At 73.3% G+C, this 14,238-nt stretch carries 10 protein-coding genes; 8 read left to right on the top strand and 2 right to left on the bottom strand.

The annotated features are described in order from the left end of the window. The first annotated feature begins 163 nt into the window (after window positions 1–163). Window positions 164–1,762 carry an MFS transporter gene (locus IE247_RS16695; RefSeq protein WP_229869160.1) on the top strand — a complete coding sequence of 533 codons (1,599 nt, stop codon included), beginning with the start codon at window positions 164–166 and terminating at the stop codon, window positions 1,760–1,762. Between the two features lie 66 nt (window positions 1,763–1,828). On the opposite strand, the gene IE247_RS16700 is transcribed toward IE247_RS16695, so the two are convergent. Together IE247_RS16700 and IE247_RS16705 are read right to left on the bottom strand one after the other, a co-directional pair. Continuing rightward, the gene (locus IE247_RS16700; protein ID WP_190124015.1) at window positions 1,829–3,070 is read right to left on the bottom strand and encodes a PucR family transcriptional regulator; all 1,242 of its coding nucleotides are present in this window, start codon (window positions 3,068–3,070) and stop codon (window positions 1,829–1,831) included. 63 nt (window positions 3,071–3,133) lie between these two features. Then, window positions 3,134–3,286, bottom strand: a complete 153-nt coding sequence (locus IE247_RS16705) for a hypothetical protein (RefSeq protein ID WP_190123922.1) — start codon at window positions 3,284–3,286, stop codon at window positions 3,134–3,136. Between the two features lie 317 nt (window positions 3,287–3,603). Here IE247_RS16705 and pgfA point away from each other — a divergent pair, with 317 nt between their 5' ends. From pgfA to IE247_RS16740, 7 genes are all read left to right on the top strand, one after another. Beyond that, on the top strand, window positions 3,604–4,599 hold the full coding sequence (gene pgfA, locus IE247_RS16710) for a cell envelope lipid trafficking protein PgfA (RefSeq protein ID WP_190123923.1): 996 nt from the start codon (window positions 3,604–3,606) through the stop codon (window positions 4,597–4,599). 370 nt (window positions 4,600–4,969) lie between these two features. Next, a complete protein-coding gene (locus tag IE247_RS16715; RefSeq protein WP_190123924.1) occupies window positions 4,970–6,127 on the top strand; it encodes a glycosyltransferase family 4 protein in 1,158 nt (385 codons plus the stop codon). A gap of 6 nt (window positions 6,128–6,133) precedes the next feature. Continuing rightward, a complete protein-coding gene (locus IE247_RS16720; RefSeq protein WP_190123925.1) occupies window positions 6,134–6,892 on the top strand; it encodes a class I SAM-dependent methyltransferase in 759 nt (252 codons plus the stop codon). Further along, window positions 6,889–11,121 (top strand): alpha-(1->3)-arabinofuranosyltransferase, encoded by a 4,233-nt coding sequence (locus tag IE247_RS16725; protein WP_190124016.1) that lies wholly within the window; start codon window positions 6,889–6,891, stop codon window positions 11,119–11,121. Before IE247_RS16720 ends, IE247_RS16725 begins: the two co-directional genes overlap by 4 nt. Further along, window positions 11,118–12,449: a condensation protein gene (locus tag IE247_RS16730; RefSeq protein WP_190123926.1), complete on the top strand. Its 1,332-nt coding sequence runs from the start codon at window positions 11,118–11,120 to the stop codon at window positions 12,447–12,449. Before IE247_RS16725 ends, IE247_RS16730 begins: the two co-directional genes overlap by 4 nt. Further along, entirely contained in the window at window positions 12,446–13,267 is an 822-nt protein-coding gene (locus tag IE247_RS16735; RefSeq protein ID WP_229869161.1) for a class I SAM-dependent methyltransferase, read from the top strand. Before IE247_RS16730 ends, IE247_RS16735 begins: the two co-directional genes overlap by 4 nt. Before the next feature lie 3 nt (window positions 13,268–13,270). Next, on the top strand, window positions 13,271–14,185 hold the full coding sequence (locus tag IE247_RS16740; protein WP_190123927.1) for a DMT family protein: 915 nt from the start codon (window positions 13,271–13,273) through the stop codon (window positions 14,183–14,185). Window positions 14,186–14,238 lie beyond the last annotated feature (53 nt).

The following is a 14,238-nucleotide window of genomic DNA, read 5'->3' on the forward strand; positions in this document are numbered from 1 at the left end:
GAAGGTTCCCTCATACGCGCCGCGCCGCACCACACCGCGCCGCACCTCCAACCCCCCTCCCTGGATTTGACTTTCACATTGATGTGAGGGTTTACCGTTCGTGCGAACGGCCGTCGCCGAGTGACGGCCGTGAAGTGACGCACGGAAGGAAGGAGGCACGGCAGTGCCCAGCGAAAGCGCGCCGCCGCGCGCGGGACGACGGGAGTGGTGGGGGTTGGCCGTACTGGCCCTGCCCACCTCCATGCTGGCGATGGACATGACCGTCCTGCATCTCGCCGCGCCCGCCATCAGCGAGGATCTCTCCCCCAGCGGCAGCGAGCTGCTGTGGATCCTGGACATCTACGGCTTCCTGATCTCGGGATTCCTGATCTCCATGGGCACCCTCGGCGACCGGATCGGACGCCGTCGGCTGCTGATGGCCGGAGCCACCGCCTTCACCGCGGCCTCGGTGTTCGCGGCGTATGCGCAGAGTGCCGAGACGCTCATCCTGGCCCGGGCGCTGCTGGGGGTCGCCGGGGCGACGGTGATGCCCTCCGCACTGGCCCTGATCTCCACCATGTTCGCGGTCCCCGCCCAGCGCGCCTTCGCCATCGCCGTCTGGATGACCGCCTTCATCACCGGCGAGGCGGTCGGCCCCCTGGTGGGCGGCGTGCTGCTGGAGTTCTTCTGGTGGGGGTCGGTGTTCCTCATCGCCGTCCCGGTGATGGTGCTGCTCCTGGTCACCGCGCCCAAGCTGCTGCCGGAGCACCGCGAGGCCCGGCCGGCGGGGCGTTTCGACTTCGTCAGCGCCGCGCTGTCGCTGCTGGCGGTGCTCTCGCTGGTCTACGCGGTCAAGCTGCTCTCCGAGTCGGGCGCGGGTGCGGGGCCACTGGGCTTCGCTCTCGTCGGCCTGGCCGCGGGCGCGGCCTTCGTCCGGCGGCAGAAGCGGCTGGACGAGCCGCTGGTGGATCTCGGTCTGTTCCGCGTCCCGGCCTTCAGTGCCGCGCTGAGCACTCAGACGCTCTCGGTCTGCGGTCTCGCGGGCACCCAGCTCCTGCTGATGCAGTATCTCCAGTCCGTCCACGAACTCTCCCCGCTCCGGGCGGGCCTGTGGACGCTGCCCGCCGTCGGCATCGGCATCGTCGGCACCCTGCTCGCCCCGCGCACGGTCACCCGGGTCCGCCCGGCCACCGCGGTCAGCGTCTGTCTGGTGCTGGCCGCCGTCGGCGCGGCGCTGATCGTGCCCGCGGGCCCGGAGTCCGGACTGGCCTGGGCGATCGGCGGATTCACCCTGCTGTACGCCGGTGTCACCCCGATTCTCGCCCTGACCGCCGACCTCATCGTGGGCTCCGCCCCGCCGGAGCGCGCGGGCGCGGCGTCGGCCGTCTCGGAGAGCGGCGCGGAGCTGGGCCTCTCCCTGGGCATGGCGCTGCTCGGCAGCCTCGGCCTCGCCGTCTACCGGCGGCAGCTCTCCGACAACGCGCCCGCCGGTGTGGACGACGCCGCGCTGAGCGACGCCCAGCAGACCGTCGGCAGTGCCGTCAGCGCCGCCGAGGACCTGCCGGAACCGGCCTCGTCGGGTCTCGTCGACGCGGCCCGCGACGCCTTCACCGACGGCCTCGCCACCGCGGCGGGCGTCTCCGCCGCGCTGCTGCTCGCCACCGCGGCGCTGGCCGCGGTGATGCTGCGCGGCGTTTCGACCGTGGGCCACGGGGAGGAGGAGACAGAGCAGCCCCCGGCCCCGGAGCGGGAGTCAGAACCGGCGGCGGCGCACGGCGATTGACGCGCCCCGGACGGCCCCTCAGCCCCGGGCTACGGCCCCGGACGGCCTCGGGCTACGGCCCCGGGCTCAGGGGGTGAAGCTGCCCAGGTCTCCGCGCAGCCGCTGGGCGCGCAGCACCAGTTCGAGTTCGAAGCGGCGGTCGGGGTCGTCGATCTCGTCCCCCCACAGCTCCCGGATCTGGCGGAGCCGGTAGCGGACGGTCTGGGGGTGGACCCCGAGGCGTGCCGCGACCTCGGGGGCGCCGCCCCGGGTCTCCAGCCAGGCGAGGAGGGTCTCGGCGAGGCGGCGGGCGGGGGTGCGGCCGCAGTGGGCGAGGGGGGCGAGGGTGCGGCGGGCGAGGTCGTCGATCAGCTCCTCGGGCTGGAGGAGCACCAGGGCCTCGGTGTGCTCGGTGCAGTGGAGCACCTCCCCCGCCGGAAGCAGCCCGCGTTCCATGAGGCGTACGGCGGCCTCGGCCCAGCGCAGCGACTTCGCGGCGTCGACCAGCGGCACCGGCGGTCCGATCGCGCCGGCCCAGCCGGTCATGGCGCGCCGCAGCAGTTCGGGGCGGCCCGCCGCGTACGGGTCGGGGACGATCACGCGGGGCTGTTCGGCCTCCATGTCGAGGAGGACGCCCTGGCCGACGGCGGGGGCGACGGCCTGGCGGGCGGGGCGCAGCAGCACTCCGGCGGAGACCTTGGCGGGCAGCGGCCAGCCGATCCGGGCGGCGCGTTCCGCGAGGGCGGCGGCGATCTCGTGCGGGCCCGCGGCGGGGCGGGTGCTGTGGTCGGCGAGGAGGAGTTCCATGAGCTCGCGCTGGAGGCGGAGGCGTTCACCGGCCTGTCGGGCGGCGGCCTCGGCATAGCCGCGTACCGACTGGTCGACGAGGCCGTCGAGGTACTCGTAACCCGCGTCGACCAGCTCGTACATGGCGGGCGGCGGGATGTCGACGCGTTGGCCGATCTCGGCGAGACGCCGCCAGGTGAGGCGGACGCCGAGGCGGTAGATGGCCTGGAGGGAGTCGAGGCTGCGGCCGCCGATCTCCTCGCCGCGGCCGAAGTCCTGGAAGACTTCGGGGTGGACGCGGGGCCGGTCCTCGGCGGTCTCCAGACGCAGTACGAAGATCTCGATGGCGCGCCGGATGCCGATGAGGGACTTGGGTTCCCCGGAGTCGTCGAGGACGACCGGGACATGGGGGTACTCGCGGCGGATCTCCCGCAGGATCTCCTCGGCCAGCGTGGGGGCCTCGGCCATGACGAGTGCCGCGAACTGGCGTACCTGGGTGCGCGGTACGTCGTGCCAGGCCGAGCGGGTCCCGAGTGGCGGCACGGTGCGGTCCCCCGTGGTGAGGGGGCCCGCGGTGGCGCCCGGGGAGGTGGGGGAAGGCACTGGTCAGCGCTCCCGGGGGGCCGTCTCGTAGGTGACAAGGGGGGTGTTGGGCTGCTCCGGGGCGGCATTGAGCAGGGCGACGGCACCGAGGGCGGCGCCCACGGCGAGGGCCGCGGCGGCCACGACGGTGAGTGCGGCGGTGAGCAGTCTGGGCATGCTGGGGTCCAGCCTCTCCGGTCGAAAGGTCGTCCCCACCCCGGGTGATCCGCACAATCCGCGCCGGTGCTCATGAGTTCCCTGCTCATGGGCGGTCACGGGTCCCTGGTACCGCCTTCCCGTGGTGGCGCGCGCCGGTCTCGGCCGGCAGGGGTCAGTCTCAACAATGCATTGACACCTAGTCAAGAGGGCGCCTACGGTTCCCGGCCCATACCGCGCCTGCGTTTTCTCCCTACGCGCGCACACGCTCCGTCACCTTGTGACCGCGATTCTCCGCCACTGCGCTGACCCGCCCCGAACCCTCCTGGAGTGCCCGGATGCGACGTACCGCCTCACCCGTCCCGCTCGTTCTGCTGGGCGTCGGCACCTTTTTGCTGGTGCTGGCCGCGATGCTCGCCTGGTATGTCGAGCCGCGCGCCCAGCGCACCCCGATCGACACCGACGCGACCACGGTCTTCACTGGTCGGGGTAGCTATTTCGATGCCAAGAAGGTCAAAACCGTCGACGGTACGAAGCTCACCGTCACCCGGAAGGTCCGCGGGGACGTGGCCGACAGCGAGGAGAGCGGCCGGGCCGTCTGGGACGTGTCGACGAGCGTCGACACCGACGACACCCTGCCCGCGTCCGACACCCACGACTCGTTCCAGTGGACGGTGGAACGCTGGGTGACCGACCGGAGGACCAACACCCCCGTGCACTGCTGCGAGGAGAGCCCGCGCTTCGAGGGCGAGGCGTATCTGAAGTTCCCGTTCAATGTGGAGCGGCGGGCGTACCGCTGGTGGGACAGCACGCTGGGCGGCACCGTGGAGCTGGAGTTCGCGGGCGGGACGAAGGTCCAGGGGCACGAGGGATACCGGTTCACCGGCACGGTCGACCCGGTGAGGACCGGGACGCGGCAGGTGCCGGGGGTGCTCGTCGGTCTGCCGGACCGCGGGCAGGTGCTCGCCGAGGAGTGGTACGCGAACCACGGCATCGAGCTGGTCGCGGACCGGAAGACCGGGCGGATCCTGTTCGCGGCGATCGGGCCGAGGAAGACGCTGCGGGCTCCGGGCGCGGTCTCCGGCGGGAACGAGGTGGTGCTGCTGGAGAGCGAGCGCATCGCGTTCACCGAGGAGACGCAGAAGAAGCAGGTCGAGCTGGCGCGGGCCGATAACCGCAAGTTCCGGCTGCTGGGGCTGACGGTGCCCGTGGGGGCGGGCGCGCTGGGGCTGCTGCTGGCCGCGGCGGGCTCGGTGATGGTGTTCCGGGGGCGTTCCGAGGACACCGGCGCGGTCCCGGCTCCGGCCGGAGAACCGGAACCCTTCACTCGGTGATGAGGTACGGCCGGTAACAGGCGCGCGATTTGTCATCCCGGTGAGTAGCCGCGGCGAACCGCTGGGCGAAAACTGTCCATCCCACCCACCCGAACACACCATCCGTGCAAGACCCCGGCACATTCGAGCGGCCCCGGCACCCTCCGGGGCTCGTCCGGAGCCGGATCCCCGGGCCGGAGTCCCGCCGGGACCGCGTGCGGCAGCAGTCGTTCGCCCGCGCGGTCCCGGACCCGGCCCACCCACCCGTACACCTCACCCGTACCTCTTACGCACCCGTACCTCATCCCGTACCCCGCTCGAACTCCGTACCGCCGTGGACCTCCCTGGTACCGCCGCACCGTTCCGCACCCCGAGACGAGTCGGAGCACCAATGCCCCAGCACGTGCCCGCTTCGCTGCGCAAGGCCGGTCCCCGGCCCGCTCAGCCGCTCGCGGCGCCGCCCTCCGAGCCGCGCCGCATTGTGTTCCTCTCCCGCCGCGACCTCGGCAATCCCGCCGCCGGCGGTTCCGAACTCCTGGTGGACCGGCTGGCCGGCGGTCTCACCCGACTCGGCCATCAGGTCACCCTTGTCTGCGGTGGCCCGGCGGCCCCCCGTGACTACCGTGTGGTGTCGGCGGGCGGCGACCTCGGTCACTTCCTGCGGGCCCGGGGGACCCTGGCCCGGCGGGTCGGCGACTGCGATCTGCTGGTCGAGGTGTGCAACGGCATGCCGTATCTGACGCCGCTGTGGCATCGCGGCCCGACGCTGTGCCTGGTCAACCATGTCCACACCGAGCTGTGGAACATGCGCTTCGGCGGCCGTGCCCTCGCGCCCGCCGGGCGGCTCGGCCGCCGGCTGGAGCACTGGTCCCTCAAGGAGGCGCAGCGGCGGAATCTGGTGGTCGCGGTGTCCCCGTCCACGGCCGGGGCGCTGCGCGGGATCGGCGTCGACCAGGACCGAATACGTGTGGTGCACAACGGCGTCGATGAGCCCGGTCCCCGGCCGCCGCGCTCGCCCGAGCCCTTGTTCCTGGCTCTGGGCAGGCTCGTGGAGTACAAGCGGATCGATCTGCTGCTGAGGATGTGGGAGCGGGTCAGACCCGTGACCGGCGGGCGGCTCGTCATCGTCGGGGACGGTCCGGAGCGGGACCGGCTGGCGAGGCTCGCGGGCCCCTCAGTGGAGTTCACGGGCCATGTCACGGAGGCGGAGAAGCACCGGCTGCTCTGCTCGGCCTGGCTGCTGCTGCATCCCTCGGCCGTGGAGGGGTGGGGGCTGGTGGTCACGGAGGCCGCGATCCGGTCGACCCCGACGGTCGGCTTCGACGTTCCGGGGCTGCGGGACTCCGTCGTCGACGGGGTGAGCGGGGTGCTGGCCCGGGGGGAGAGTTCGTTCGCCGCCGCCTGGTGCTCGCTGGCGCTCGGCGAGGAGCACCGCTCGGCGATGGGGCGGGCCGCGCGGGAAATGGCGGCCGGATACACCTGGGACAGTACGGTACGGGCGTTCCACGAGGTCGCCGTGGAGGCCGCCGGGCGCTCCCGGCGGAAATGAGCGCCGATGCCAGCCCCTGATCCAGGAGTACGTACCGCGCCGAAGGGCGGCGCTTCCCCCGGACGCTCGCTCGCCCTGTTCCGGGCCTTCATGCGGGAGCGGGACGACCCCGAGACGTGCTACACGCTGCTGGCGCGGGACTCCGCCGATCAGGTCGAGGCGTACGGCGGACCGGTCGGCGGGCTGACCGTCGTCGACATCGGCGGTGGGCGCGGGTACTTCACCGAGGAGTTCCGCCGTCGCGGTGCGCGCTGTTTCCTCTTCGAGGCGGACGTACGGGAGCTGGGGCCGAGGCCGCCCGGGGGGACGGTCGTCGCGGACGGCTGTCTGCTGCCGCTCGCGGACGGTTCGGCCGATGTCTGCTTCTCCTCCAACGTCCTGGAGCATGTGGCCGATCCGCGGGCCTTCCTCGGCGAGATGATCCGTGCGACCCGCCCCGGCGGGCTGATCTATCTCTCGTTCACCAACTGGCTGTCCCCCTGGGGCGGTCATGAGTGGGCGCCCTGGCACTATCTGGGCGCGGCGCGGGCCCGGGGCCGCTACGAGCGGCGTACCGGACGCCCCGCCAAGCACACCCTCGGCGAGAACCTCTTCGCCGTGCACATCGGTCCCACCCTGCGCCAGGTACGGGCGAGGACCGACGTCACGGTGGTCTCGGCCCGCTCCCGCTACTGGCCGTTCCTGGCCGGGGCGGTGACCCGGGTGCCGGGCCTGCGTGAGTTCGCTACCTGGAATCTCCTTCTCATCCTTCGGCGGTGTCCATGACCAGTACGGCCCCAGCGGCCCAGGCTCCCCCTCCGGCTGCCGTCCGGACCACCGGTGCGGCCCAGGACCCTCCCGACGGGCCCCGGTCGCGCTGGTGGCTGCTGGGGTTCTGGGCCGTGGTGTTCGTGCTCTTCCTGGCGGCGTCGCCGGGGCGCATGACGTTCGACACCAAGCTCGGCGTCGTCGCCGATCCGTGGCGGTTCATGGCCGACCTCGGGCGGCTGTGGCAGGACACCGGCGGGTTCGGCGGGCTCTCGAACCAGTACATCGGGTACGCGTTCCCGATGCTCCCGTTCCACGGACTCGCCGATCTGGCGCAGTCGCCGGTGTGGCTGACGGAGCGGCTGTGGCTCTCGCTGGTGGTGACCACCGCCTTCTGGGGGGCGCTGCGGCTGGCCGAACGCCTCGGCTTCGGCACCCGTCCGACGCGGCTCCTCGGCGCGGTGGCGTACGCGCTGTGGCCGACGTTCACCATCGTCGTCGGGTCCACGTCGGCGGCCGCGCTGCCCGGCGCGCTGCTGCCGTGGGTGCTGCTGCCGCTCACCGACGACCGGTACGGCGCGCGGGTCGCGGCGCTGCGCTCCGCGCTGCTGATCCCGTTCATGGGCGGGGTCAACGCGGTGTCGACCCTCGCCTCGCTGCTGCCGGTGGCGCTGTATCTGCTGTCCCGGCCGAACGGTCCGCGGAAGCGGGGGCTCATCCTGTGGTGGGTGCCGGGGGTCTTCCTGGCGACGCTGTGGTGGGTGATCCCGCTGCTGCTGCTCAGCGTGTACGGCGAGAACTTCCTCCCGTACGTCGAGACGTCACAGGTCACCACGGACACGATGGCGGCGACGGAGGCCCTGCGCGGCGCGGGCAACTGGGTGGCGTATCTGAACTTCGGTGAGGCCTGGCTGCCCGCCGGGTGGAGTGTCGCGACCTCGGTCCTGGTCGTCATCTGTTCGGCGCTGGCCGCGGCGCTGGGGCTCGGCGGGCTCGCCCGGCGGGATCTGCCGGAGCGCCGCTGGCTGACGCTGACGGTGCTGACGGTCGCGCTGCTCACCCTCGCCGGGTACGCGGGGAAGTTCGGCGCGCCGTTCGCCGGGCCCGTACAGGATCTGCTGGACGGGGCGCTGGCCCCGTTCCGGAACGTCTACAAGTTCCAGCCGGGGCTGGCGCTCGCCCTGGTCCTCGGACTCGTCCATCTGACCGCCGTCGCGGAGCGGGAGCGCGGGTCGCGTCCGGGGCACGGGGTGCGGTGGGGGCGGCGGTACGCCGCGCCGATCGCGGCGCTGCTGGTGCTGCCCGGGCTCGCCCTGCCGTATGCCAGCGGGGCGGTCCTGCAACCGGGCTCGTTCACGAAGCTGCCGACGCACTGGAGCGACACGGCGGACTGGCTGGAGAAGCACTCGCCGGACAGCCGGGCCCTGGTGGTCCCGGCGACCGCGCACGGCACCTACACCTGGGGCTCCCCGATCGACCAGCCTCTCGATGTGCTCGCCGACTCCCCCTGGGCCCAGCGCGACTATGTGCCGTTCGGCACTCCGGGGAACCGGCGCGCGATGGACGCCGTGGAGCAGGCCCTGCTCACCGGCGCCGCGATACCGGGGCTGCGGGACTACTTGAGCCGGGCGGGACTGCACTATGTGGTGGTCCGCAACGACCTGGACCCGGACCAGCTCGGCCATGTGCCGACGCCGACCGTGAAGCGGGCGCTGGAGCAGTCCGGCTATGAGCGGGTCAAGGCCCTCGGCCCGGTCATGACCGGTGGACGGATCGCGGACGACACCCCCCTCCAGGTGGAGGCGGTGTATCCGCGGCAGCGGGCGGTGGAGATCTTCGCGCCCGCCGAGGACATCCGGCGGCCCGGCCGGGCCGGAATCTACACCGCCGCCGACACGGCCGTGGTGTCGGGCGGACCGGAGTCGCTGCTGCCGCTCGCCGCCGATCCCTCGCTGCGCGGACGGCCCACCGTGCTGAGCGGGGACGAGCACCCCGGCGTCGAGAAGCCTGCGCTCCAGGTCACCGGTGATGGGCTGCGGCGCGCCGACACCCGGTTCGGCCTGGTGAACACCAACACCTCGTACACCTACACCAAGGACGAGCGCAATCATCCCGGCAGCGTGCAGAACCCCTCGGAGGCGCCGCATCAGATCCTGCCGACGAGGGGCATCGAGCGTCAGACGGTCGCGGAGCTGCGCGGGGCGCGTGAGGTGACGGCGTCCTCCAGCGGCAACTGGCTGTTCCATCTGCCGCAGTACGACCCCGTGAACGCCTTCGACGGGAACCCGGACACGGCGTGGGCCGAGGGCTCGCACACCGGCGCGAAGGGCCAGTGGCTGCGTATCGCGTTCGACGGGAAGAAGCGGCTGCCGTCGTCGCTGAAGGTGACCCCGCTTCCGCGGGACGGGGTGCGGGCCGCCGCGACGCGGGTGCGGGTGGAGACCGAGCAGGGCAGTGAGATCAGCCCGCTGACGGCCGACGGCACGACCCAGGACATCGCCTCGCCCCCTGGTGAGACGGGTTGGGTGAAGGTCACCATCGTGGACGCGGAGGCCGGGCGGCCGGGGCTGATCGGCGCCGGGTTCGCCGAGATCGCGATTCCCGGTGTCACGGTGACACGGATGCTGAGGCTGCCGACGGACGGCGCGGATTCGGACGCGGCGGCCGAGACGGTGTCGCTGCACCGGCCGTCCGACCCGGGCGGGCTCTCCCCGGCCGGTACGGAGTCGGGGCTGCACCGCTCCTTCACCACCGGCTCGGCCGGAGTCAGGGACATCGGGATCAGCGCGGTTCCGGTGCCCGGCGAGGAGCTGGACAAGCTGCTGTACCGGGTCGCTCCCGAGCAGAAGGGGCGGATCGTCGCGACCGCCGACTCCACGGCCCGGCTCGGCGCGGAGCTTTCGGCGCGCAATCTGACCGACGGCGATCTGACGACCGCGTGGATCGCCGGGAACAAGCCGGTGATCCATCTGAGCTGGTCCGGCGAGAAGTCCGTGGACTCGCTGGTGCTGGCCGGCGCGGGCGGACTCTCCGCCCGGCCCACGAAGATCGAGATCAGCTCCCCCGACGGCGCGGCGATCGCGAACGTCGACGACAACGGCTGGGCCCGCTTCGAGGCGATCACCACCGACCGGCTCGACATCACGGTCACCCGGACCGCGCCGGTGACCCTGCACAACCCGATCGCCGACGACGACCTCCAGCTCCCCGTCGGCCTCACCGAGCTGCATGTCCCGGCACTCGCCGACCAGCGCACCGAGCAGCCCTCCGCCGACCGCCCCTTCACCCTGAAGTGCGGCGAGGGACCGGCCCTCGCGGTCGACGGGACCCTGCACGCGACCAGTGCGACGGGCACCGTCGGGGACCTGGTGGAGCGCCGCCCGATCGAGGTGACGCTCTGCCAGAAGGGAGAGAAGGACACACGGCTGGCCCTCGGCGCGGGCATGCACCGGGTCGAGGCCGGGGACGCGGGTCCGCTCGCGATCACCGATGTGACCCTCACCCGGGGCGAACCGGCCGCGCCCGCCGCGAACAGCCGGGAACTCACCGTCGGCGACTGGTCGTCCGACCGCCGTGAGGTGTCGGTCGAGCCCGGTGCCGCCTCGTATCTGACGACGTACGAGAACTTCAACGACGGCTGGAAGGCCACGCTGAACGGCGAGGAACTCTCGCCGCTCCGGCTCGACGGCTGGCAGCAGGCCTTCGAGATCCCGGAGGGCGAGGGCGGGACGGTCGAGCTGTCGTACGAGCCGTCCCGGGTGTACGGGGCGGGGCTGATCGCCGGCGGCGTCGCCCTGCTGGCGCTGATCGGTCTGGTGCTGTACCGCAGGCACGAGGAGAACCCCGAGCGCACGGACGGGACCGGGCCGACGCCGGTGCCGAACGGGCCGGGGACGGTCCTCGGGGTGGTGGCGCCGACCCTGGTGGCCGTGGTGGTCGCGGGCTGGTTCGCGCTGCTGGTCCCGGCGCTCGCGCTGATCGCCCTGCGGCGGCACACGCTGCTGACGCCGATCGCGTTCGCCGCGATGGCGGGGGCGGGGATCGTGGCGGCCACCGGCGCGGGCGAGGCTCCGGCCGCCGGGGCGGGGGCGTTCGGGTACGCGGCCCAGCTCCTGGCGTTCATCGCGCTGTTCGCGGCCCTGGTGACCGTCGGAGGGCTCGGGCGGTTCGGACGGGTGTCGCCCGGGGCCGATTCCGGCCCGGGCACCAGCCCTTCCGGTGCTCCTGAAGACGGCGGTGGCCAGTGACCGCCGTGGAGGGTCCCGCGCGCTCCGCGCCCGGAGCGCGGCCCGTCCTCGTGCCGTTCCCCGTCGTCGACGAGGTCTCGCGGCACTGTCTCCGGGAGGAGGAGCCCGAGACCATCCATCTGGAGATCCGGCTGCCGGGCCGGCCCGACCCGGCCCGGCTGCGGCGGGCGTTCACCGACGCGCTGCGCCGCCATCCGCGCGCGCAGGTCCGCCAGGCCACGGGCCCCTGGTACCGGCGGCGCTACTTCTGGGAGCTGACCGAGGAGCCGGACCCGGGCGTGGACGTGGTGACGGTCGCACCCCCGGGGCCCGGGGCGCTGGAGCGGGCCAGGGAGCGCTGTCTGGCCTCGGCTCCCTCCCTGTCGGCGTCCCCGCCGGTCCGGCTCGACATCGTCGAGGATCCCGAACGTCCCGGCGGCACGGCCCTGTTCCTCACCGTCAACCACACCGCGCTGGACGGCCCCGCGTGTCTGCGGGTCCTCGCGACGGCCGCCGAGCTGTACGGCGGCCGGGGCAGCGCCCCGGCGGCGCCCCCGGTCCGTGCCGCCCCCGGCGGCCGGCCCCCGGCGGCGCCGGGGCCGCCCCCGTGGTCGCCGTCCGCCCGCGTGGCCCGCGGCACCCCGTCCGGCCCCCCGGGCAACGGCATGCTCGTGGCCGACCTGGCCGTACCTCGCCGCCCGCCGGGTGCCGCGTACACCGTGAACGATCAGCTCCTGGTCGCCACCGCGCTGATGATCGCGTGCTGGAACCGGGAGCACGGCGTCCCACCGCGCCCGATACGGATCACCATGCCGGTGGACGACCGGCCTCGCGGCGTCGACATGCCCATCGGGAACGGCACCCGGCTCGTCGAGGTCCCCTTCACCGCGGCCGAGCTGGCCTCCGGTGAACGGGGCGGCGTGGACGGGCTGCTGCACCGCACCGCCGGCCGCACCCGCGCCCTCAAGGCCGTACCCCGCCCGCAGCTCGGGTACGGAGCCGCCCTGCTGACGGCTCCGGTCGCGCCGGTGGCATGGCGGGCCGCCGTCACCCGCGGCCTGCGGCGGGCGGCGGGGCCGTGGACGTCCACGACGCTGCTGAGCAACATCGGACGCGTTCCGTACGCCCTGGACTTCGGCGACGCGGGCCGCGCGGACGCCGTCTGGTTCTCGGCGCCCGCCCGGATGCCCCGGGGGCTCAATGTGATGACGGCGTCCACCGCCGGGCGGCTGCATCTCGCGCTCCGCTGGTCGAAGGAGCTGCTCGCACAGCGGGACGGGGAGAGGCTGCTGGAGCTGTTCGAACGGTACCTGGGCGCGACAGAGGCCGCGGAGAAGGGGTCGGGATGAAGACAACGGCCCAGTCGGAGAGGGGCACGGAGACGGAGACGGAGACGGAGACAGAGGCGGAGACAGAGGCGGAGACGGATGCCGACACCGCGCCGCGCCGGGGGCTCCGGGGGCTTCGGGAGTTCTACGAGAATCCCGCCGTGCCCGTCGCCTCCGGGGACGCCCGCACTCTGCGACAGGCCCGGATGCTCGCCGCCGCGCTCGGCCCCGCCGCCGCGCGACCCGCCGTCGTCCTCGACGTCGGCTGCGGCGACGGCACGGCGGCGGCCACCGCGGCACCGCTGCTCGCCGGGCACCGGGTCATCGGCGTCGACTGGTCGCAGGACGCCCTGCGCCGGGCCCGGACCCGGCTCACCGACGTGGTCCGCGGCGAACTCACCCCCGGCCGACTGCCGTTCAGGTCCGGCGCGGCCGACGCCGTGCTGTTCAGCGAGGTGATCGAGCATCTGGTCGACCCGGACGGCGCCCTGGACGAACTGCGGCGCGTACTGCGCCCCGGCGGCCATCTGATGCTGTCCACCCCCAACCTGGCCGCCTGGTACAACCGGGCCCTGCTGCTCGCCGGTGTCCAGCCCGTCTTCTCCGAGGTCAGCCTGCGCGGCATCCACGGACGTCCCGGAGCCGAGGTCGTCGGGCACCTTCGGCTCTACACCGCCCGCGCGCTGCGGGAGTTCGTGTCCGCGTCCGGCTTCGAGGTGGTCCGGCTCGCGGGCGCGCCCTTCCACGGGGTGCCGCGCCCCCTGCGCCCCCTGGACCGGCTGGCGTGCGCGGCCCCCTCGCTCTCCTCGATCCTGCTGCTGCACGCCCGGAGGGTCTAACCCATGTGGTGGGGGGTGGCCGCCGCGCTGCTGGCGAATGTGCTCTACAGCACGGGATTCGTCCTGGAGAAGAAGGCCCTCGGCACCATGCCCGCCGTATCGGTCGAACAGCCCGCGCGGCTGCTGCGTCTGGTCCTCGGCAGCCCGCTGTGGATCGGCGGCTCCCTGGCGCTGGCCGCCGGATTCGGGGCTCAGCTCATCGTCTACCGGACGCTGCCGATCGCCGCCGCCCAAGGCATCTTCGTCTCCGGCCTGGTACTGCTCCTGCTGCTGTCCGCGCGCCTGCTCGGCGAACGGACCTCGGCACGCGAACGGTTCGCCATCGGGGCGATCCTCGCCGCCCTCGTCATGGTGGTCCTCTCCCTCTCCCCGGCCACCGACACCATCGGCGCCGACGCGCCGACACCTCTGGTCCTGCTGATCTGCCTGCCCGCGCTGGCCGCCGGACCCTGGATCTACACCACCGCCGAGCGCCGGTCGCGGCAACCGCACCGGCGGCCGACGACAGGGGTCGAGTACGCGGTCGCCCTGGGGCTGCTGTACGGGGTGAGCTCCCTGGCGATCAAGGGGCTCTCGGGCCGGCTGACCGGCCCCCTCGACGCTCTGGGCTCCCCGTACCCGTATCTCCTCCTGTTCACCGGCGCGTTCGGGCTGATCATGTCGCAGGCGGCCCTCCAGCGCTGCCGGGTCTCCCTCATCGTGCCGGTGTGCACGACGGTCACCAGCGTCTTCACCGCCGTACTGGGCACCTTCGCGTTCGACGAGGCCCTCCCCGGCGATCCGGTGCGGCTGACCCTGCGGATCGCCGGAACCCTGCTGGCCGTGTCGGTGCTCCTCGCGATGCCGAAGCACGACTCCCCTCCCCCGGAGCCGCCGGAGCCCCGGGAGCCGCCGGAGCCGACCGTCCATGAACCCTGATGACCCGCCGCCGAATCCGTCCCGGGCCGCGAATCCACCCGTTCGCCATGCCG

It is taken from the genome of Streptomyces inusitatus, from assembly GCF_014651115.1.
Classification (GTDB): Bacteria; Actinomycetota; Actinomycetes; order Streptomycetales; family Streptomycetaceae; genus Streptomyces; species Streptomyces amakusaensis.